This is a genomic window from uncultured Aquimarina sp. (assembly GCF_947495315.1).
GTDB lineage: Bacteria > Bacteroidota > Bacteroidia > Flavobacteriales > Flavobacteriaceae > Aquimarina.
Map to the genome: position 1 here is coordinate 149,952 of NZ_CANLYD010000002.1, position 20,938 is coordinate 170,889.

General features: G+C 30.9%; 20 protein-coding genes and 1 tRNA gene. 9 read left to right on the forward strand and 12 right to left on the reverse strand.

The window, feature by feature from the left end:
- Positions 1–9: 9 nt before the first annotated feature.
- The 3 genes from Q0910_RS04130 to Q0910_RS04140 all read left to right on the forward strand — a co-directional run bounded on the left by Q0910_RS04130 (position 10) and on the right by Q0910_RS04140 (position 4,004).
- A complete protein-coding gene (locus tag Q0910_RS04130) occupies positions 10–1,839 on the forward strand; it encodes a M1 family metallopeptidase (protein WP_299212887.1) in 1,830 nt (609 codons plus the stop codon).
- Positions 1,840–1,954: 115 nt separating this feature from the next.
- The gene (gene rnpA, locus Q0910_RS04135) at positions 1,955–2,335 is read left to right on the forward strand and encodes a ribonuclease P protein component (RefSeq protein WP_299212889.1); all 381 of its coding nucleotides are present in this window, start codon (positions 1,955–1,957) and stop codon (positions 2,333–2,335) included.
- Positions 2,336–2,381: 46 nt separating this feature from the next.
- Positions 2,382–4,004, forward strand: a complete 1,623-nt coding sequence (locus tag Q0910_RS04140) for a S41 family peptidase (RefSeq protein ID WP_299212891.1) — start codon at positions 2,382–2,384, stop codon at positions 4,002–4,004.
- A gap of 56 nt (positions 4,005–4,060) precedes the next feature.
- Here the strand turns inward: Q0910_RS04140 and Q0910_RS04145 are convergent, their stop codons facing one another.
- The 5 genes from Q0910_RS04145 to Q0910_RS04165 form a co-directional block, all read right to left on the reverse strand.
- Positions 4,061–4,507: a GNAT family N-acetyltransferase gene (locus Q0910_RS04145; protein ID WP_299212893.1), complete on the reverse strand. Its 447-nt coding sequence runs from the start codon at positions 4,505–4,507 to the stop codon at positions 4,061–4,063.
- A gap of 5 nt (positions 4,508–4,512) precedes the next feature.
- The gene (locus tag Q0910_RS04150; protein WP_299212895.1) at positions 4,513–5,433 is read right to left on the reverse strand and encodes a cation diffusion facilitator family transporter; all 921 of its coding nucleotides are present in this window, start codon (positions 5,431–5,433) and stop codon (positions 4,513–4,515) included.
- Between the two features lie 12 nt (positions 5,434–5,445).
- On the reverse strand, positions 5,446–5,877 hold the full coding sequence (rpiB, locus tag Q0910_RS04155) for a ribose 5-phosphate isomerase B (RefSeq protein ID WP_299212897.1): 432 nt from the start codon (positions 5,875–5,877) through the stop codon (positions 5,446–5,448).
- A gap of 572 nt (positions 5,878–6,449) precedes the next feature.
- Positions 6,450–6,689, reverse strand: coding sequence for a DUF2007 domain-containing protein (locus Q0910_RS04160; protein ID WP_299212898.1), 240 nt, complete (start codon positions 6,687–6,689; stop codon positions 6,450–6,452).
- Between the two features lie 54 nt (positions 6,690–6,743).
- Positions 6,744–6,926, reverse strand: a complete 183-nt coding sequence (locus tag Q0910_RS04165; RefSeq protein WP_118459738.1) for a hypothetical protein — start codon at positions 6,924–6,926, stop codon at positions 6,744–6,746.
- Between the two features lie 235 nt (positions 6,927–7,161).
- Between Q0910_RS04165 and rnr the strand changes: the two genes are divergently transcribed.
- The 3 genes from rnr to Q0910_RS04180 all read left to right on the forward strand — a co-directional run bounded on the left by rnr (position 7,162) and on the right by Q0910_RS04180 (position 10,837).
- Positions 7,162–9,360: a ribonuclease R gene (rnr, locus tag Q0910_RS04170; RefSeq protein WP_299212901.1), complete on the forward strand. Its 2,199-nt coding sequence runs from the start codon at positions 7,162–7,164 to the stop codon at positions 9,358–9,360.
- Between the two features lie 66 nt (positions 9,361–9,426).
- Positions 9,427–10,101: a head GIN domain-containing protein gene (locus Q0910_RS04175; protein ID WP_299212903.1), complete on the forward strand. Its 675-nt coding sequence runs from the start codon at positions 9,427–9,429 to the stop codon at positions 10,099–10,101.
- 40 nt (positions 10,102–10,141) lie between these two features.
- Complete coding sequence (locus Q0910_RS04180) at positions 10,142–10,837, forward strand: LysE family transporter (RefSeq protein ID WP_299212905.1); 696 nt, start codon at positions 10,142–10,144, stop codon at positions 10,835–10,837.
- 35 nt (positions 10,838–10,872) lie between these two features.
- Here Q0910_RS04180 and Q0910_RS04185 read toward each other — a convergent pair.
- Positions 10,873–10,943 (reverse strand) — tRNA-Cys (locus Q0910_RS04185).
- Positions 10,944–10,996: 53 nt separating this feature from the next.
- Positions 10,997–11,353, reverse strand: coding sequence for a dihydroneopterin aldolase (gene folB / locus Q0910_RS04190; RefSeq protein WP_299212907.1), 357 nt, complete (start codon positions 11,351–11,353; stop codon positions 10,997–10,999).
- A 152-nt stretch (positions 11,354–11,505) separates the two neighbouring features.
- On the opposite strand from folB, the gene Q0910_RS04195 reads away from it, so the two are divergent.
- From Q0910_RS04195 to Q0910_RS04205, 3 genes are read left to right on the forward strand one after another with little or no spacing between them, the layout of a single operon-like run.
- A complete protein-coding gene (locus tag Q0910_RS04195) occupies positions 11,506–13,551 on the forward strand; it encodes a glutamine--tRNA ligase/YqeY domain fusion protein (RefSeq protein ID WP_299212909.1) in 2,046 nt (681 codons plus the stop codon).
- Positions 13,552–13,587: 36 nt separating this feature from the next.
- Entirely contained in the window at positions 13,588–14,571 is a 984-nt protein-coding gene (locus Q0910_RS04200; RefSeq protein WP_299212911.1) for an acyltransferase family protein, read from the forward strand.
- Complete coding sequence (locus tag Q0910_RS04205) at positions 14,549–16,039, forward strand: phosphoethanolamine transferase (RefSeq protein WP_299212913.1); 1,491 nt, start codon at positions 14,549–14,551, stop codon at positions 16,037–16,039. Before Q0910_RS04200 ends, Q0910_RS04205 begins: the two co-directional genes overlap by 23 nt.
- Positions 16,040–16,070: 31 nt before the next feature.
- On the opposite strand, the gene Q0910_RS04210 is transcribed toward Q0910_RS04205, so the two are convergent.
- The 5 genes from Q0910_RS04210 to Q0910_RS04230 all read right to left on the reverse strand — a co-directional run bounded on the left by Q0910_RS04210 (position 16,071) and on the right by Q0910_RS04230 (position 20,848).
- A complete protein-coding gene (locus Q0910_RS04210) occupies positions 16,071–16,580 on the reverse strand; it encodes a hypothetical protein (protein ID WP_299212915.1) in 510 nt (169 codons plus the stop codon).
- A gap of 284 nt (positions 16,581–16,864) precedes the next feature.
- Complete coding sequence (locus Q0910_RS04215) at positions 16,865–17,809, reverse strand: SPFH domain-containing protein (protein WP_299212917.1); 945 nt, start codon at positions 17,807–17,809, stop codon at positions 16,865–16,867.
- 63 nt (positions 17,810–17,872) lie between these two features.
- Positions 17,873–18,052: a DUF4177 domain-containing protein gene (locus Q0910_RS04220; RefSeq protein ID WP_299212919.1), complete on the reverse strand. Its 180-nt coding sequence runs from the start codon at positions 18,050–18,052 to the stop codon at positions 17,873–17,875.
- A gap of 129 nt (positions 18,053–18,181) precedes the next feature.
- The gene (gene gltX, locus Q0910_RS04225) at positions 18,182–19,693 is read right to left on the reverse strand and encodes a glutamate--tRNA ligase (RefSeq protein ID WP_299212921.1); all 1,512 of its coding nucleotides are present in this window, start codon (positions 19,691–19,693) and stop codon (positions 18,182–18,184) included.
- Positions 19,694–19,810: 117 nt separating this feature from the next.
- Positions 19,811–20,848, reverse strand: a complete 1,038-nt coding sequence (locus Q0910_RS04230) for an alkane 1-monooxygenase (protein ID WP_299212923.1) — start codon at positions 20,846–20,848, stop codon at positions 19,811–19,813.
- Positions 20,849–20,938: the final 90 nt, after the last annotated feature.

The window sequence follows — 20,938 nt, forward strand, 5'->3', positions numbered from 1 at the left end:
AAACAAGTTATGTTTAAAATAATCTCAATTGGATTTTTACTATCTGTTTTAGGTGTTTCGGCACAGAATAATACAGACTACTGGCAGCAACACGTTGATTACAAAATGAATGTAGACATGAACGTGGAAAATTTTAAATACACAGGAAAGCAAGAACTAGTTTACACTAACAATTCTCCTGATTCCTTGTATCAAGTTTTTTATCACTTATATTTTAATGCATTCCAGCCGGGAAGCGAAATGGATGTGCGTTCTAGAAACATTGCAGATCCAGATCCAAGAGTAATGGACAAAATAAGTAAACTTACTCCAGAAGAAATAGGATACTTAAAAGTTTCTAGCTTAACACAAAATGGAACAAAAGTAAAGTATGAAGTCGCTGGTACTGTGTTAGAAGTACAATTAAACAAACCTATTGCTCCAGGAGAAAAAGTGACTTTTTCTATGGATTTTGATGGACAGGTTCCCAATCAGATACGTCGTTCTGGACGCAATAGCAGTGAGAATGTAGCATTGTCAATGACGCAATGGTATCCTAAAATGGCTGAATATGATTTCGAAGGTTGGCACGCCGACCCATATATTGCTCGAGAATTTCATGGTGTTTGGGGAAACTTTGATGTAACCATAAACATTGACAAAAATTATATTTTAGGTGGATCAGGTTATTTACAGAATCCACAGGAAATAGGATATGGGTATGAAAAACCGGGAACAAAAGTGAAGCGAAAAGGAAAAAAGCTGTCTTGGCATTTTGTAGCACCTAATGTCCACGATTTTACTTGGGCTGCAGATCCGGAATATATACACGATGTGGTTCAGGTTCCTGATGGGCCAGTACTTCATTTTTTATATAAAAACAAAGAAGAATATTTAGAAAACTGGAAGAAACTACAGCCTAAATCTGTAGAATTAATGAAATATTTCAGTTCAACAATCGGAAAATACCCATATGACCAGTACTCTATTATCCAAGGAGGAGATGGAGGAATGGAATATGCTATGTGTACTTTAATTACCGGAGGAAGAAATCTAGGGAGTTTAATTGGAGTAACCGCTCACGAAATGGCGCACGCTTGGTTTCAACATATTTTAGCAACAAATGAAGCTAAACACGAATGGATGGACGAAGGTTTTACGAGTTACATTTCAACATTAGCAATGAACGAAATAATGAAACAGAATAAACCTAATCCTATGGAAGGAATGTTTCAGGGTTACCTTCAATTAGCAACTTCTGGAATAGAACAACCACAATCTACACATGCAGATCGTTATACAAGAAATGGCGCCTATGGAGCTTCTGCATACGCAAAAGGTGCTGTTTTTATGGCGCAACTTGGTTATATTATAGGAGAAGAAAATCTATCAAAAACAATCAGACGATACTATGATGAATGGAAATTTAAACATCCTACACCTAATGACTTTAAACGTGTAGCAGAAAAGGTTTCCGGCATGCAATTAGACTGGTATCTAACAGACTGGACTCAAACCACGAATATTGTTGATTATGGGATAAAAGATGTTTCAGAAAAAGAAAACAAAACTTCCATCACATTAGAACGTATCGGACTCATGCCAATGCCTCTAGATGTATATGTAGAATATATGGATGGAACTAAAGAATCTTTTTACATTCCTCTAAGAATGATGAGAAAAGAAAAGGACAATCCATTTCCGAAGATGAAACGCACACTTTTATCTGATTGGGCTTGGACTAACCCAACTTATTCACTAGATATTTCTAAGCCTAAATCTACTATAAAATCAATTTCCATTGATATTACTAAACAGATGGCAGATGTAAACAGTGCCAATAATAATTTCTCTCAATAGTAAATAGTATTGATTTTTAAAATAATTCAGAAAAACCAGAATTGAAGTGTTTCAGTTCTGGTTTTTCTTTTTAAGAATATCGTATACCAAATCTTATCTGTATTTTTACCCAAACATGAAAGCAACTTTTGGCACAAATGAAAGACTGAAAAGTAAAAAGGAAATAGAGCTTCTTTTTTCGGAAGGGAAATCTATTGCCAAATATCCTATACGTCTTATTTACAGAAAAACTACCCTAGAAAAAGAAGTTCAGATTCAAGCAGGAGTTTCGGTTAGTAAACGTAATTTTAAAAAGGCTGTGGATCGCAATCGTATAAAACGTTTATTGCGCGAAAGTTATAGAAAAAATAAGTATATTGTAGGCAACAACACTACTCATCAATTTGCTTTTATGTTCTTATATACTGGTAAAGAAATGCCTGATTATATAATGATCGAATCTAAAATAAAACAAATAATACAAAAGTTCATTGCGAAAGAAATTGAAACACCATAGTTTTAAGCATCTTGTTGCCTGATAAAAAATGAAAAAGATGAAACGTATGAAAAAGAGAATCCTTTATCCTGCAGTTGCAGTTATTATTCTATTATCTACAGTAAGTTTTAAATCAGATTTTTTTGAAATCGCCAAACAGATTGAAATTTTTACTACCATGTTTAAAGAGTTAAACATGAATTATGTGGATGAGACGAATCCTGCAGAACTTATGGACACCGCTATTAAGGCTATGCTAGATGATTTAGATCCATACACTAAATATTGGAACGAACAAGATGTAGAGGCATCCAAAATTAGAAATGCTGGAGAATATACAGGTATTGGTGCTTCAGTTAAAACCGTTAAGGATAAAATAATCATTGTAGAGCCCTATAAAGATTATCCTGCAGACAAGGCTGGTCTTAAAGCCGGAGATGAAATTATTAAAATTGGTGATGTAACTGTCTCAGATTTTGAAGAAGATGCAGGAGAACTTCTTAAAGGAGCTAGTGGTACCAAAGTAGAAATTACTTACAAAAGACAAGATCAAACAAAAACTACAATCCTAACCAGAGAAGAAATAGAAGTGAAAGCCGTTCCGTTTTCTGCGTTATTAGATGATAATACAGGATATATTGTATTATCTAAATTTAATAATAAAGCATCTTCAGAAACCGTTGCTGCTCTAAAAGATCTAAAAGCTAAAGGTGCGGATAAAATTATTCTGGATCTTAGGGGAAATCCTGGAGGTTTGCTTAGCGAAGCTATTAATGTTACCAACATATTTGTCCCTAAAGGAGAACTTATTACCACAACCAAATCAGTTGTAAAAAAATATAATAAAGAATATTTCACGAAAAAGACTCCCGTTGATACGGAGATTCCGTTGGTTGTGTTGGTAAATGGTAGAAGCGCTTCTGCTAGTGAGATTGTTGCTGGAAGTATTCAGGATTTAGATAGAGGTGTTGTGATTGGCGCTAGAAGTTTTGGTAAAGGGCTCGTGCAACGCCCTAAAAAACTTACCTATGGTACACAGCTAAAAATAACAATATCTCGTTATTACACACCTAGTGGAAGATGTATACAAGCGTTGGATTATTGGAATCGTGATGAAAATAATAAAGCGGTTCGCATAAGTGAAAAAGACTTTAAAGCCTTCAAAACAAAAAAAGGAAGAACCGTATATGATGGTGGAGGAATTCAACCGGATATCGAAATGGAAACTTCAAAATTTAGTAATATAACCACTTCTCTACTTCAATCAGATGCTATATTTGATTACGGAACAAGATATTATTATTCTCATCAAAACGACGATATCACCAATTTCAAGTTTACTGATAAGGACTATGAGGATTTTAAAAATTTTGTAAAACAAAGCGGTTTCAACTATGAAACTGCGACAGAAAAATCTCTTAAAAAATCCTTAGAAGTAGCTAAAAAAGATAAGCTTGATAAAGATATTTCTGAAAGCTATAATGCTTTATTAGCATCTATTAAAACTTCTAAAGAAAAAGGGTTAGATACATACAAAGCTGAAATTGCAAATTTACTTACGGATGAGATTGTAAAGCGCTATTCTTACAGAGAAGGTCTTTATAATTATTATATAACACACAATCCAGAAATTGAAAAGAGTAAAGAGCTCTTAGGAAATAAAGCTAAATATGATAAGATCTTAAAATAATTAAGGTTCTATATATTATAAGAAAAAACCATCCGCGGCGGATGGTTTTTTTGTTATTAAGATCTTATCATTGCTATGTGTGGAATACCATCTTCTAGATATTCTTCTCCTATTTGTTTAAACCCATGCTTTTCATAAAAGTTCTTGAGATAACATTGTGCTGATATTTTGATCTGATCAGTGTGGAATTCCTCTTGTATCCCTTCAATACTTTTCTTTATCAGATCATGTCCGTATCCATATTTTCTTTCATTTTCAGATACTACTACTCTACCTATACTTGCTTTTTCGAAATAATCCCCAGCGTTAAATATTCTTGTATAAGCTACAACTTCTTCGTTTTTGTATCCTATCACATGAAGGGCTTTTTGATCTTTATTATCAATGTCTTGATAAACACAATCTTGTTCTACTACAAAAACTTCGGCGCGTAAGCGCAAAATTTTATACAGTTCTATAAGCTCTAATTCATTAAAACGCTTAATTCTAAATTCAATATCCATATGTATTAGTCTTGCACTATAATATCTTTACTATCATTTTTATTATACTCTGGTTGCAAAGTAACATGGTTAATACCAAATCTATCCTGTAATACATTTTCAACAATATGAAGTATTTCTCCGAATCTAGACACATGAATATCATTATCAAAATCTATATGTGCCTCCAGATGTGTTTCCTCTTCATTAAGCTGCCATACATGTACATGATGAATACTTTTAACTTCTGGTAAATCATTTATAACAGCTACAATCTCCTTTACAGCAATATTTTCTGGAGTAAATAACATTAATATTTTAAAAGATGATTTTAGTAAATCATATCCAACAACAATCAAATAAATAGCAATAATAAAAGTAAGGACACTGTCTATCCAAAATATTTGATAAAACTTCATTAATAATCCTCCCAGTAAAACTGCAACTGACGCCATCATATCAGTAATAAGATGTAAATATGCAGATCTCATATTCATATTTACCTTGCTATCTTTTTTTAATAACAAAACACTTATACCATTACCTAGAATAGCTACAGAAGACAATATAATGACTGTCTGAGTTGTAATTTCTTGTGGTTTTTGTAGTCGCTCTATTGCTTCTACAACCAAAAAAATAGCTACTACAATAAGTGTGGAAGCATTTATAAAAGCAGCCATTATCTCTGCTCTTTTAAATCCAAAAGTTCTTTGAATAGATGCTTCTTTTTTTGCTAATCTATTGGCAAAATAACTAACAATCAGAGAAAGTACATCACTAAAGTTATGAAGAGCATCAGATAATAAAGAAAGACTTCCTGAAACTAAGCCACCTATAACCTGCGCAACTGTAATTACAATATTTAATAAAATAGAAACTAATAAATTACGCCCTCTTAATTTCGGATGCGAATGTGTATGGTGGTTATGAGCGTGAGTTTTTACCATATATCCTTTTAATTAACACATAGAGATCTTATTTACTCTATTCTGATGTCTTCCTCCTTCAAATTCTGTTTCTAAAAAAGTTTTAACCATTTCAATAGCTTGTGGTAAGGATGTAAACCTTGCTGGGATACTTATAATATTTGCATTATTATGTAATCTTGTAAGTTCAGTTATTTCTTTAGTCCAACATAAACCTGCCCGTACATTTTTGTATTTATTTGCTGTCATTGAAACGCCATTTCCACTACCGCAAATAAGTATTCCAAAATCTACATTATTAGTATCTACATCTTTTGCTACAGGATGAACAAAATCCGGATAATCTACACTGCTATTCTCATCAGTACCATAATTTACAACCTCTATCCCTTGAGTTTTTAAATAAGTAATTATTCCAAATTTATATTCCGTTCCTGCGTGATCATTTCCAATAGCTATTTTCACAACTTTTAAGTTTTAAATTATTTAGAAGATTAAGATTTTTGTTGAAAGCAAAGATACTTTAAACAAAAAAAGTAAAGTTCAAAAAATCAATAAATTAACCCAATATTACCTTAATGTTAATAACCCCTTACCTCCTGTTAACATTACATGTGGATAAATAGTTCCTAAAATTGAGAAACTTTTTTTGGTGGTTTTAAATATTATTAGAATACATGCTTACTAGTCATATATCAAAATTTATTACCACCTTTTTCTAGTTAAGTTTTTAAACAATAAACCATCTTTATTAACGATGGTTTTACCGTAAAAATATTAATAAAAACATGTGTTTATAAAATATGAACAGTTGTTAATTAAAATTCATTTTTATAAGATTTTCAACTGATTACCCTATTCATATGTTGTTGATATATATTTGAAAAATCAAACTAACTCAATAAACAAATAAAATTTAATAAAGTTATACCGCTATGAACACTACATGATAATCATCATTTTTATTTTTTAATTTTAAAAGAAAGAAAAGTATATATATAATATATGTTGAAAACTATAAAAACATGATTAATAGATTATATAATTCTAAGGTGTGAATTCGTGTTAAGATCATCTATGATTTGTTGTACTTTAATTTTATCCTTTTGATGGATTTTTAGATTTATTCCGCCTATGGCGTTTGAGTAAAACGGAAAGACTCCAATCATCGTTTCGTTCTCAAAAAAATAAGAAATACCTTCTCTTTCCAAAAGAAGTCGTAATATTGCATAATCGTTTGGATACGTAAAGGTTGCAATTGTAATAAAATCTTTCATAGAAATAATCCAGATAATAGATTATCTAAATATACAAATTATATAAAAAAAGAGTTAATTAATTTGTGTAGCTTCCTTATCAGAGTGTATAGCACCATTTATTTCTGATTTCTCATTGGTATCTGTTTTCTGATCCATTGTATTTCCAATATAAAGCGTAGAATAATATATACCTAATAAAAATATTAGCGTAAATAGAAATATAATTTTATGAATTTTTTTGATTTTAGGTATCATATACTTAGTACCAAACGAACAAATAACAATCTTGGTATTTTAAAATTAAGTAAATTTTAAGAAAAAAAAGAAGATTTGTTGATAATAGTTGTTTGTAATCTACTGATTTACAGATAACATATTTTTTTAACTATAAACAATAATAAAATTTAATATTTAATAAAAGTTTATATAGAAAACAACTTATGTTAAAAGATAAGCTGTAATTTTATATTAGATTATTTAAAAGACATTAATGAAAAGAAAAAGAAGAAGAGGAAAAAAGTCTCCGAAAATAGAAAATATTACCCAAGGAATACTCAAAATACTTAAATCAGATCCTAATCAAACATTTAATTATAAACAAATAGCTGCTAAGTTTGGAGTAGACGATGCTAGTAGCCGAAATCAAATAATAAAGAAACTATCGCAACTTGCAGCAAAAAAAGAGATTGAGGAAGTAGATAGAGGTAAGTTTAAAATTGTACCAAATATTAATACATATTCTGGAAGACTGGATATTACATCTAAAGGTTCTGGATATGTAATAGTAGCTGATCTGGAAGATGATATTTTTATACCAAATAATAACCTTAATAAAGCCCTAAATGGAGATGAAGTTGAGGTATATGTATACAAGCGCAAGCGCAGAGGTAAGAGTGAAGGAGAGATTACGAGAATTATTTCTAGAAAGAAAGACGAATTTGTGGGAGTAATCGAAATACAAAAGAATTATGCATTTGTTAATATGCAAGACGGTAAGATGTATACCGATATTTTTGTTCCAAAGAATAAAATAAAAGATGCAGAAGACGGTGATAAGGTATTGGTAAAACTAGAAGATTGGCCGGAAAAAGCAGATTCGCCATTCGGAAAAGTGATAAAAGTACTTGGTAAACCAGGAGAGCATAATACAGAAATTCATTCGATATTAGCACAGTATGGCTTACCTTATGAATTTCCATTAGAAGTAGAAGCGTATGCAGATGAACTAGATACTTCTATTCAGGAATCGGAGATCAAAAAACGAAGAGATATGCGTAAAACGCTAACCTTTACGATTGATCCAAAGGATGCTAAAGACTTTGATGACGCATTATCTTTCGAGGTTTTAGAGAATGGAAATTACGAAATAGGAATACATATTGCAGATGTATCGCATTATGTAAAACCAGGAACAGTTTTAGATGAAGAAGCTTATGAAAGAGCAACTTCTGTGTATCTAGTGGATAGAGTAGTACCTATGCTTCCGGAAGTTTTATCAAATAATGCTTGTTCTTTAAGACCACATGAAGAAAAGTATACATTTTCTGCTGTTTTTGAACTAAATAAAAAATCAGAAATAAAAAATCAATGGTTTGGTAGAACCGTCACGTATTCTGATGCACGTTTTGCATATGAAGAAGCTCAGCATATTATAGAAACTGAAGAAAACATAATTCCTGAAGATATTTCTCTAACTGGAAAAGAATATAAAGCAGATCAAAAAATTGCTGATGCTGTGTTAAAAATGGATGAATTAGCCAAGATCATGCGTATAAAACGAATGGGAGATGGAGCTATTTCTTTTGATAAGGTAGAAGTAAAATTTAATCTGAATGAAGAAAACAATCCGGTAGGAGTGTTTTTTAAGACTTCTAAGGATGCAAACAAGCTTATTGAAGAGTTTATGCTACTTGCTAATAAAAAGGTAGCAGAGTTCATTGGAAAGCAAAATCCAAAGAAAACATTTATATACAGAGTTCACGATGAACCAAATGATGAAAAACTTGCAGCTTTGCAAAATGTGATTGGTCGTTTTGGTTATAAACTTGATCTTAGAGACCGTAAAACAACAACAAACTCGCTAAATGGTCTACTAAAAGATGTTCAGGGAAAAAAAGAACAAAATCTTGTAGATACATTAGCAATTAGAAGTATGAGTAAAGCAGAATACACTACTCATAATATCGGACATTACGGATTAGCTTTTGATTATTATTCTCACTTTACTTCTCCTATAAGAAGATATCCAGATGTTATGGCACATCGTTTGCTACAACATTATCTGGATAGTGGAAAATCTGCTTCAGAAGAGGAATATGAAGAACGATGCAATCATAGCAGTTCTATGGAAAATCTCGCCGCAAGTGCAGAAAGAGATTCTATAAAGTATATGCAGATCAAGTTCATGAAAGATCATGGAGATGAAGAATTTCTAGGAGTGATTTCTGGTGTAACCGAATGGGGTATTTATGTAGAGATTATCAGTAATAAATGTGAAGGAATGATACGTCTAAAAGATATTAGTGATGATCATTATGTGTTTGATCAAGATGAATATGCGGTAATTGGTCAAAACTCTAAAAAGGTATACCAGTTAGGAGATGAAGTATATGTAAAAGTGAAGAATGCTGATCTTATTAAAAGACATTTAGACTTTACTTTACTTGGTAGTAGACTAGAAGTAGAATAAAGAAGAATAGTAATCGTTATTCAAAATATAAATCACACATTTATCAATTTTAAATTTATTTAGGAAATGAAAAAAGTAGTATTTCTTTCGTTAGTATTTGTTGTATCCATGTTAAATGCTCAAAAGGTTATAACAAAAAATGTAGGAGATTTTAATGAACTTAAAGTTTTTGATAAAATAGAAGTTAAACTTATCAAAGGGTCAGAAAATAAGGTAGAAATATCCGGTATTAGTAGAAAAGAAGTAGATGTAGTTATTAAAGATAATGTTCTAAAAATCAAAATGTCTTTAAGTAATACTTGGGATAATAATGATACTAATGTTACGGTGTATTATACAGATATTTCAAAACTAGATGTAAACGAAGGAGCTAAGATAATGGTGAAAGGTGTAATAACGGCTTCAGAATTGGATCTAAGAGCACAAGAAGGTGGTGATATATATGCAGAAATAAAAACTGATAAATTATTAGCACGAGCTGTTAGTGGCGGAGGATTACATTTAGAAGGAAATGCTGAAGAACAAGAAGTAACCGTTAAAGCTGGAGGACAATTTATGTCAGAAGACCTAAAAACTGTAAGAACTCAAGTAAAAATTAGTGCTGGTGGTAGAGCAAATGTACATGCTAGTGATTATGTAAAAGCTAATACAGCCGCAGGTGGTACTATAAGAATTTATGGAAACCCAAAAGAAGTGGATGGAAAAAAAGTATTTGGTGGTAAAATTATAGAGGTAAACTAAGTTCTATTTTCTAAATTTGTAAGAAACACGCTTACATTCTATGTTTCAAGACGCTCAAGCAGCAATATTTTTAGGATTTATATTGGCCTTTTTGATTGGGCCAGTATTTTTTGTTTTGCTAGAAACTGCGGCTATAAAAGGATTTAGAGCAGCATTAGCCGTGGACCTAGGAGTTATATTTGCGGATATAGTGTTTATCCTAATTGCGTATTTCAGTACAAATCAAATTTTAGAAAAAATAAAAGATGATCCCGCCTTGTTTATTTTTGGTGGGATGTTATTAGCTACGTATGGTTCTATTTCTTTTATTAAAGAAAGAAAAAACTATAACAAACTAAGAGATACTTCTGTAGAAATTATAAATAAGCATAATTACTTTATGCTTTTTTTTAAAGGATTTTTATTAAATTTTATAAATATTGGCGTTTTAGCTTTTTGGATAGGAATTATTGTAGTTGCAGGTCCTCAAATGGATATGGATACCAATAGAATTGTTCTATTTTTTGTAATGGTTCTTTGTACATATTTATTTATTGATGTACTTAAAATGCTTTTAGCTAAGCGTCTTAGAAGAAAACTAACTCCTAAACGTACTTATATTATCAAAAGAGCAATTAGTATGGTTATGGTAGTTTTTGGAGTTTTTCTGATTCTGAAAGGTGTTCTTCCTGATACTATGGAAAAGAAAATTCAGGATAAGATTGAAAAAATTAGACCAGATTCCAGTTTTAAATAAAAAAAGTCCTGTATCAATTACAGGACTTTTTTTTGAGGTGTCGAGCGGATTCGAACCGCTGTAGATGGTGTTGCAGACCACTGCCTAGCCACTCGGCCACGACACCCTTTTTGTCTTCGAGGGCAAATGTAAAAAAATTTATGATTACTTCAGATTTATTTATCTTTTTTTACTCCTAGTAATTGTAACCATCTGTACATTTCCTCCAATTGGGGGGTTAATTTTAGAAACATCAACCGTTGCTTTATCTACTAAAGGTAACTCATCTAATATACGAGTTAAAATTCGTTCTGCAGCATGTTCTAGCAATTTAGAACGAATTGCCATTTCTTCTTTAACAATATGATTAAGATGCACATAATCAACAGTGTCAGCAAGATGATCAGAGTTAGCGGACGTATTAAGATTTGCTTTAATCTTTAAGTCAACTCTATAATCAGAACCAATTTTTTTCTCTTCTACCAGACATCCATGATATGCATATATCTTGATGTTTTTAAGCGTAATTAATCCCACAGAATTTTTTTACAAAGGTAATGGAATCTTTAGTAAGAATTTACAGGAAAAGAACCCTTTTCTATACAAGTGGTATAGTTATCAAACAGATATTATATAATTGTTGTGTATCATTAGAAATATTAGGTAGTTTTGTATTTTATTTTTTACCAATGACAGAAGAAAAAAAATCACTCAACTTTTTAGAGCATATTGTAGAAGAAGATTTGGCAAATGGAATGAATCCAGAGGATTTACGTTTTCGTTTTCCTCCAGAGCCTAACGGATATTTACATATTGGTCATACCAAAGCGATAGGTATTAGTTTTGGATTAGGACTTACCTATAAAGCACCTGTAAACCTACGTTTTGATGATACAAATCCAGCAAAAGAAGAACAGGAATACGTAGATGCTATTAAGGATGATATCTCTTGGTTAGGATATCAATGGGATAAAGAATGTTACTCTTCTGATTATTTCCAGCAATTATATGATTGGACTGTAGCATTAATTAAAGAAGGAAAAGCGTATGTAGATAGCCAATCTTCTGAAGAAATTGCCGAACAAAAAGGAACCACTACTGAACCTGGAATTAATAGTCCGTATAGAGATAGATCTGTAGAAGAAAACCTGGATTTATTTCAGAGAATGAAGGCAGGTGAGTTTAATGAAGGTGCGCATGTGGTTAGAGCCAAGATTGATATGGCCGATCCTAATATGTTGATGCGTGATCCATTGATGTACAGAATATTAAAAAAATCACATCATAGAACAGGTGACAAGTGGTGTATATATCCTATGTACGATTGGACTCATGGAGAAAGTGACTATATAGAAAATATTTCACATTCTTTATGTTCATTAGAATTTAAACCACATAGAAAGCTATATGATTGGTTTTTGGATCAAATTTATAGTGATAACATAAGACCAAAACAAAGAGAATTTGCGCGTCTTAATCTGAGTTATACGATTATGAGCAAGCGTAAATTACTTAGATTGGTTAATGAAGGTATCGTAAAAGGTTGGGACGATCCTAGAATGCCAACTATTTCAGGTTTAAGAAGAAGAGGTTATACGCCTGGATCTATAAGAAAATTTGTAGAAACCGTAGGTGTTGCCAAAAGAGAAAATGTTATTGATGTTTCATTACTAGAGTTTTGTGTTCGTGAGGATCTTAATAAAATAACACATAGAGTAATGGCTGTGTTAGATCCGGTAAAATTAGTAATTACTAATTATCCTGATGAAAAAGAGGAGTGGTTAGAAGCAGAAAATAACCCGGAAGATGATACTGCTGGATCCAGACAAATTCCTTTTTCTAAAGAATTATACATTGAAAGAGAAGATTTTAAAGAAGATGCAGGGCGTAAGTATTTTAGATTAACACTTGGTAAAGAAGTTCGTCTTAAAAACGCATATATTATTAAAGGGGAAAGTATTGTAAAAGATAACGATGGTAATATTATAGAAATCCATTGTACATATGATCCTAAAAGTAGGTCGGGTAGTGGTACTGAGGAATCCAAGCGTAATGTAAAAGGAACGCTACATTGGGTATCTATAAAACATGCAATTCCTTCGGAAATAAGATTGTATGATCGGTTATTTAATGATGAAGCTCCGGACAGCCATAAGGATAAAGATTTTATGGAATTCCTAAATCCTGACTCGCTAAAAGTAATTACAGGATATGTAGAACCTAGTCTTAAAGATCCAAAACTACTGGAACAGTTTCAATTTCAAAGATTAGGGTATTTTAATGTGGATCCTGATAGTACATCTGATGCATTGGTATTTAATAAAACAGTTGGTTTACGCGATACTTGGGCCAAAGTTAAACCTACTAAGAATATTCAATCTAATAATAGTGAACCACAAGAGAATAAGCAAAGAGAAGTACCTGCAATCGATGAAATCAAAAGAGCAGGGAAGAAGTATACAAATTTACCAGAAGAGAAACGAGAGGCTCTTAAAACAAAGATTTTAGAAGCAGCCAAAAAAGTAGACATAGATGAGCTAGTACCGTTATATGGTACCGCTGCCAAAAAGATAGGAACACGAATAGTGGTTACCTTAGCATTAGGAGTTGTTTTAGAAACAAAAGGAATAAAACCGGATCAATTAGCTAAGGATTTCATTATAAAAGGAAAAGAAGATAATAATGAGTTGTTAAGCAAGGAAGCATCGGATATAGCTTCTAAATATATGGAATAGACAAAAATTGCTTAATGATCATTAATTGATATTTTTATGAGTGGGAATAGAATACATTGGATAGATAGTGTTAAGGGTTTCGCGATGTTTCTAGTTATTTACAGTCATAATTATCCGATGATGAATAATTATTTTTATAGCTTTCATGTACCTTTATTTTTTTTTGTTTCGGGAATTTTCCATCCCAACAATGATAAAACTAACACTCTAAATTTTATTAAGAAGAGATTTATTAGCATAATGATTCCTTATTTTCTTTGGGCAATTTTATTATATGTTTTTTGGTTTTTGATTGGTAGACATTATGGAGAGTCTGAGAGAATGAATTTATCAGTATTAAATAATTTTATTGGAATATGGACTGGTCAAGGTGGACAGTCTTTTATGGATTGGGGAATACCTATTTGGTTTCTTCCCTGTGTATTTTCAATGTTTGTTATTTATGGTTTAATTAAAATAATAAATAATAAAATTTTAGAAGTAATTCTTATAGCTATTTGCGCTCCTTTAGGTTATTATATGAGTTATTTTTTTGAATGGTACATATGGAGTATCGATGTGGCTTTAGTAGGGATTGTCTTTTATGCTTTAGGAAACTATTTTAAAAAATTAGATATATCATATGTATTACTTATTCTTTTTGGTTTGATACATATTTTGTTACATTTTTATAACGGTAAAGTGGATATGTATCGATCTAATTATGGAAACAATATTTTTCTTTTTTATATTAATGCAGTAACCGCGTGTTTTTTTTATTTACAGCTTTTTAAAAAACTTCCCAAACTAAAATTGTTAGCATACATCGGAAAACATACCATAGTATTTTTAGCACTACAAATGAGAATGCTTACTGTTATTAAATTGTTTATGATGGTATTCCTGGGTATTACAGTGTTTAAATTCACAGAACTAGAAAAATTAGGTATATCTGTAATTCAGGTTTTATTATTATTACCTGTAGCATATCTCATAAATAAATATTTACCAATATTAGATGGAAAAAAGAAAAAGTTATAGAAAATTATTCTTCTTTCATTTAATTATGAATGTTTTTTTCATTGTTTTTATTACAGGATCATCTTACTATCATACCCCATTAAATGGATTAAAAGATAGCATTATATACTTAATTCATCTGCTTTTATTACAGCTTACTGTTGCCGGAATATTATATTTTTTCAGTTTAAATAAGGTAATTTTTAAAATTGTTTTCCCTGTTTTTTATATGATATACGGTATAATTGCATTTTGGGTATATACTTTGGATATTTCTGTTTCATCATCCTTAATTGATGCCACGTTGCAAAGTAAATTGTATATAATAAAGGATCTTATAACATTTCAGTTTTTTATTTTTTTATTTTTTCAGTTAATAAGCTTATATATAATATTTAGGTATTATAGAACCATTGAAACAACTAAAGGCTATAGGTTTTTAAGTATTCTAAGTATTAGTTTGGTATCTGTTTTTTTTATAGTAGAAAATAAAAGATATAACACATTTAAATCTAAGCTACCGTATAAGCTATATTATAGTATTAAGGAATACAATTCCAAGCCTATTTTGGAATTATTAGATGTAAGTAAGAGGCATTTTAGATCAGAAGTAGATAGTTTAAAAGTGGTTTTAGTAATAGGAGAATCTGTTAGGGCGGATCATCTGGGTATAAATGGATATCATAGAAATACGACTCCTCAATTAGCTAAAAAAAAAGATAGTATCTTAAGTGTAAAAAGTATTTACACTAATAAAACTTATACAGCGGTAAGCCTTTCTCAAATACTTACTAATATGAGTATTTATGAAGATAAGAATGTGGATGAAGTAAGCAGTATATATAGTGTTTTAAAGAATGCGGATGTTTATACAAGTTGGGTTGGCAATCAACTATTGGAATTTGATTATAAACCAATCATCGAGTCCAATGAAAAAGTTACAATTATTGATGAATTAAAGTCTGTATATAGTTTTCATAAGTTAAAAGATAATGAATTACTACCCTTTTTAAAAAGGGATTTACAATTAAAGTCAGAAAAGAGTCTTATTTCACTTCATATGATTGGTAGCCATTGGTGGTATGAAGATAAATATACAGATGAATTCAGAAAATTTACGCCAGTAGTGGATAGTAAATATATTCCTTCAATGACAAATGATCAAATGATTAATTCTTACGATAATACTATTTTATATTTAGACAGTTTTTTAAGCGAAGTAATTGGAATATTACAAGAGGAAACATCACCAATAATGATGTTATATATTTCTGATCATGGCGAAAGTTTGGGTGAAAATGGCAAATGGCTTCATGCCCATAATGACGAATCGTTAACCAATCCTGCTATGATAGTATGGGTATCTGAAAAATTTAAAGAAAAGTATCCACATAAGACTGAATATTTAGACAGTTTGTATTTGGAAAATAATACAACCGATCTAATCTATCCTTTAATATTGGATTTGTTTGAAATAAAAGAATATTAGTGTAGTTTTAACTTTAAAAATATATAAAATTCTAATTATCAGCTATTTGCTCATCTTGTGGGATTTCAATTTCTGTTTTGAAATTCCTAAAGATTTTCTGAGTTTCTGGGTCATCTAATAATTTGTTAGATTCGATGAAATACCATTTTTCTTTTTTCTTATCATAGAATCCAAACAATGAACTTTTAAGGATAATAACCCTACCATTAAAATCCATTTTTATTGTATTTTTTACAAGACAACGATACTCATTTTTTTCTTTTTTAATATCTGCTAATTCGTCAATTTTTGAACTTATAATTTTTATTTTTTGAGCGGTCATTGTTTTAAAAACCTGGTCGATATCATTTTTTAATTGCTCTTCACCATATTTTTTGAAAATTTTAGGGTGTGTGTATTCCAAAAGTGTATTAACATCTTTTTTTACGGAAGCTTCAGAAACTGTTTTTGCATCTCTTATTGCCTGTTTTTTTAATTTATTAATATTTTGAGAAAAAACACTTCCTGAGACAAGTAGAAATATAATTAGGTAATTTTTCATTTTGAGGGTTTTGTAAGGAACTCTTTTTGTAATAAAGAATATTTATTAGTTAAAATTTAATATTGTTTTTACCTATTAAAAACAAGTTTATATTAAAGACTCTAAGAGAAAATAAAAGTTGCACAATATGATTTTATGACTCAACTACAAAAAAGCTCTTAAATCGTGTTATTTTAATTTTTTGGTAAAATTAATAATTTGTGGACATAGATATTCCGAAAATTGATAAAAAATAAAACCCGATCAGAAAATATGATCGGGTTCCGTTTTTTCATAGAGTAATTCTATGCATCAGGTTTCTTTCCACCAAGACCTTTTTTAGCATTTTGTTTTTTCATTTCTTCTCCTATTTGATTTGAAGCAGTAAATGAAGCAATCATATTATTTAACATATCACTACCAGCTTGTGGAGAATTAGGTAATAATATTAAATTACTGTTGGTCTCCTCACCAATGGATTGTAATGTGTCATAATGTTGGGTCACTACGATAAGGGCAGAAGCTTCTTGAGAATTAATACCTACGTTATTTAATACATCAACACTTTCTTCCAGACCTCTGGCGATTTCTCTTCTTTGATCTGCAATACCTTGACCCTGTAATCTTTTACTTTCTGCTTCTGCGCGAGCTTTAGCTACAATTTTAATACGTTCTGCTTCTGCTTCATATTCTGCTGCAACTTTTTCACGCTCTGCTGCATTAATCCTATTCATAGCTTCTTTTACCTGAAGATCAGGATCAATATCAGTTACTAATGTTTTTATAATATCATACCCATAATTAACCATGGCTTCGTTTAGTTCACTTTTTACAGCGATAGCAACATCGTCTTTACGCTCAAAAACATCATCTAATTTCATTTTAGGAACCTCCGCACGAACTACATCAAATACGTATGATGTAATCTGATCATGTGGGTTTTCTAATTTATAAAATGCATCGTATACTTTTTCTCTAATTACCTGAAATTGTACAGAGATTTTTAGACGTACAAAAACATCATCTTTGGTTTTTGTCTCCACAAGGACATCTAATTGTTGTATTTTAAGATTGATACGACCTGCGATACGATCAAAGATGGGTATCTTAAAATGTAATCCAGAAGTTCTGATACTTAAGAATTTACCAAAACGTTCCACGATCGCAGAAGTTTGTTGTTTCACAGTAAATATTCCGGATATTAGAATTATAAATCCTAGTATTATAATCGGTATAAAATATAGTCCCATTGTTTTTAGATTAAAGGTTATTAGATGAAATGAATTTACTAATTAATTATAAATCATTGTATTTTATTTTGCTATAGTTATCATTGCAGTTGACATTCCAGAACTGCTTGAAGTACCAAAAGCCACAGAGACTATTTCCCATCCATCTTTTGAAGCTTTATTCAAAGTATCTTCTACTTCTTTTCTTAATTTTTCAGTAGACCATAAGTTAGATCTTTTAAGAACTTTATATTGTTTTCCCATAGTTGACAAATTTAGAAAGGTTACTATATACGTATACATTTATATCAAAATGTTACAGGTCTTAAAAAGTATAACCCATTATCTTAAATCAGATAATGGGTTATTTATTAGATATTAAAAACTATAATATTATAGTTTTTCTATGATGGATTCAATTCTATTAATAGTTTGTTCTTTCCCAATAATTTCGCTAATTTCAAAAATATCAGGACCCTGGAGTGATCCTACTAATGCGATACGAAGAGGCATCATAATTTTTCCGAATCCAATTTCTTTTGATTTAATCCAATCCTTTACAATACTAGAAACATTTTCAGAAGTAAACTCTGTTATATCACCAATAATTTTGGTTAATTCTTCCATAAGAGTAGGAGTGTCTTCTTTCCAGGCTTTCTTAGTTGCTTTTTCATCATATTCAGTGGGAGCTATAAATAGGAACATACTAAGATCCCAAAGATCCTTAGAAAAAATAGCTCTTTCTTTAACTAAATTAACAACCTCAGTAAGATCAAATGATGTAGAAATATTCTTATCAGAAAGTATTTGTTTTAATTGTTCCACGTGTACGTTAACATCTGCCTGCTGAAAATGTTGTTGCTGAAACCATTTGGTTTTCTCGGGATCAAACTTGGCACCAGCTTTATTAACTCTTGCTAGATCAAATTCGTTAATCAATTCTTTTAATGAGAATAGTTCCTGCTCGGTTCCAGGATTCCAACCTAGAAAAGCAAGCATATTAATAACCGCTTCTGGAAGGTAACCATCTTCGCGGTATCCTGATGCAGTTTCGTTAGTTTTTGGATCTTTCCATTGTAATGGGAATACAGGAAACCCTCCAGTAATACCATCTCTTTTCCCTAATTTACCCTTTCCAGTGGGTTTTAAAATTAATGGTAAATGGGAGAAGCTAGGTGCTGTCCATCCTAATGATCTATAGAGTAAAACATGCAGCGCTAACGAAGGCAACCATTCTTCTCCACGGATTACGTGGGTAATTTCCATTAAATGATCATCTACGATATTGGCCAGGTGATATGTTGGCATGCCATCGCTTTTAAATAAGATTTTATCATCTAATACATTAGTGTCTATTTTCATATCACCTCTTACTTCATCAGTGAGATGTAAAGTTTCATCTTGTGGGCACTTAAAACGAATTACATAAGGGTCGCCAGAATTAATTTTTTGTTGTACTTCATCATCAGAAATAGATAATGAGTTATTTAATTTTGTTCTGTTATGCCAATTATAAATGAATGTTTTTCCTTGAACTTCGTGATTTTTTCTATGAGAATCAAGTTCTTCAGAGGTGTCAAAAGCATAGTAGGCGTGACCATTTTCTATTAATTGATCAGCGTATTGTTTATATAAATGTTTTCGTTCACTCTGACGATAAGGTCCAAAACCACCATCTTTTCCAGGTCCTTCATCAAATGGAATATTACACCAATTCAATGCTTCTATAATATAATCTTCAGCTCCCGGAACGTATCTGTTTTGGTCAGTGTCTTCAATCCTAAGAACAAAAGTTCCTTTATTCTTTTTTGTAAATAAGTAATTAAATAAAGCAGTTCTTACACCACCTATGTGTAAAGGTCCGGTTGGACTTGGGGCAAATCGTACCCTGATATTTTTTGTCATGATCTTGTTTTTTTAAACCTTACTAAAGGTTACAAAAGCGATGACAAAGATACAATCTTAAATAAGTGATATAAAAAGATTTGTTTCATTAAATCTATAAATAATCATACATCTAAATTAAGGTTTCATTTCTTTTGGAACCCTTTTATTCATTAACATAAACCATAGAGGTGGAAACATAGATAGTACCATAGAGGTGGGATAGCCAAATGGAAGTTGCGGGCTTTCTTGATGATGATCGAGAATCTGATATTTTTTAGAAGCTCTATAATGATGATCACTATGTCTTGTAAGCTCAAAAAGTAGAATACGACCTAATAAATGGTTAGAATTCCAAGAATGGATTTCACGAACGCGTTCATATCTACCGGATTTGTTTTTCTTTCTTAACAATCCATAATGCTCAATATAATTGATCGTTTCTAATAATAAGAAACCAACAACTCCACATGATATAGCGATTAGTATTCCTACAAGACCAAAAAAGGAAAAGATAATCCCTAGGTAGACTGAAGTAATAACAAGATACCAGAACATGTCATTTTTTACCGATAGAAAGGATTGATTATTTTGCTTCAATAGGTTGATTTGAATTTTCCAGGCACTTATGTATTGTCCAATAACTGAGCTGAACCAGAAAAAATAAAGTGGTTGATTATAACGTGCCGTAGCAGGATCTTCATTGGTAGCAGCTTTTAGATGATGTCCAAAATTATGTTCCACGTAAAAATGCATATATAAGGAAGGTAGAAGTAGTGCTTTAGCAATAAACCTTTCTTTAGAAAAACGATGACCCAATTCATGACCTACATTAATTCCATTGGCTCCAAGAACAATACCAGTAGATATTATTATTCCAACGATTTCATAAGTTGCTAAAGCAAATGATGATATTGTGTATAATGCGTAAAATAGTATGGTATATATGATGGGAAGGTTTATATAAAGAAGCCAATCAAACAATTTCTTTTTGGATTTGGATAAACGTGTGTCTTCATCAAGATTTTCTTCTGAAGAAGGAGTAAAGAGCTCAATAATAGGAATCAAACCGAATACATATATGGGAGTTAGGTATGTATATACACCTTGTAACCATATACTTAGTAAAGCAACTATTGGAATTGAATAGGCTGAAATATATTTTAAATCTTTCATAAGGGCTTAGATACTAGTAATTTGAATTATAATAAATATAACAAATCTATAAGAAATAAAGTTGTAGTTTTATAAATTACTGAAAAAGAA

Bases quoted from the DNA above. Each gene is read 5' to 3' on its own strand.
- gltX (WP_299212921.1), bottom strand. From the start codon at position 19,693: ATGACAAAAAATATCAGGGTACGATTTGCCCCAAGTCCAACCGGACCT.
- Q0910_RS04215 (WP_299212917.1), bottom strand. From the start codon at position 17,809: ATGGGACTATATTTTATACCGATTATAATACTAGGATTTATAATTCTA.
- Q0910_RS04130 (WP_299212887.1), top strand. From the start codon at position 10: ATGTTTAAAATAATCTCAATTGGATTTTTACTATCTGTTTTAGGTGTT.
- Q0910_RS04175 (WP_299212903.1), top strand. From the start codon at position 9,427: ATGAAAAAAGTAGTATTTCTTTCGTTAGTATTTGTTGTATCCATGTTA.
- Q0910_RS04200 (WP_299212911.1), top strand. From the start codon at position 13,588: ATGAGTGGGAATAGAATACATTGGATAGATAGTGTTAAGGGTTTCGCG.
- Q0910_RS04150 (WP_299212895.1), bottom strand. From the start codon at position 5,433: ATGGTAAAAACTCACGCTCATAACCACCATACACATTCGCATCCGAAA.
- Q0910_RS04140 (WP_299212891.1), top strand. From the start codon at position 2,382: ATGAAAAAGAGAATCCTTTATCCTGCAGTTGCAGTTATTATTCTATTA.
- Q0910_RS04230 (WP_299212923.1), bottom strand. From the start codon at position 20,848: ATGAAAGATTTAAAATATATTTCAGCCTATTCAATTCCAATAGTTGCT.
- Q0910_RS04180 (WP_299212905.1), top strand. From the start codon at position 10,142: ATGTTTCAAGACGCTCAAGCAGCAATATTTTTAGGATTTATATTGGCC.
- rnpA (WP_299212889.1), top strand. From the start codon at position 1,955: ATGAAAGCAACTTTTGGCACAAATGAAAGACTGAAAAGTAAAAAGGAA.
- Q0910_RS04210 (WP_299212915.1), bottom strand. From the start codon at position 16,580: ATGAAAAATTACCTAATTATATTTCTACTTGTCTCAGGAAGTGTTTTT.
- rnr (WP_299212901.1), top strand. From the start codon at position 7,162: ATGAAAAGAAAAAGAAGAAGAGGAAAAAAGTCTCCGAAAATAGAAAAT.
- Q0910_RS04165 (WP_118459738.1), bottom strand. From the start codon at position 6,926: ATGATACCTAAAATCAAAAAAATTCATAAAATTATATTTCTATTTACG.
- Q0910_RS04160 (WP_299212898.1), bottom strand. From the start codon at position 6,689: ATGAAAGATTTTATTACAATTGCAACCTTTACGTATCCAAACGATTAT.
- Q0910_RS04220 (WP_299212919.1), bottom strand. From the start codon at position 18,052: ATGGGAAAACAATATAAAGTTCTTAAAAGATCTAACTTATGGTCTACT.
- Q0910_RS04195 (WP_299212909.1), top strand. From the start codon at position 11,506: ATGACAGAAGAAAAAAAATCACTCAACTTTTTAGAGCATATTGTAGAA.
- Q0910_RS04205 (WP_299212913.1), top strand. From the start codon at position 14,549: ATGGAAAAAAGAAAAAGTTATAGAAAATTATTCTTCTTTCATTTAATT.
- Q0910_RS04145 (WP_299212893.1), bottom strand. From the start codon at position 4,507: ATGGATATTGAATTTAGAATTAAGCGTTTTAATGAATTAGAGCTTATA.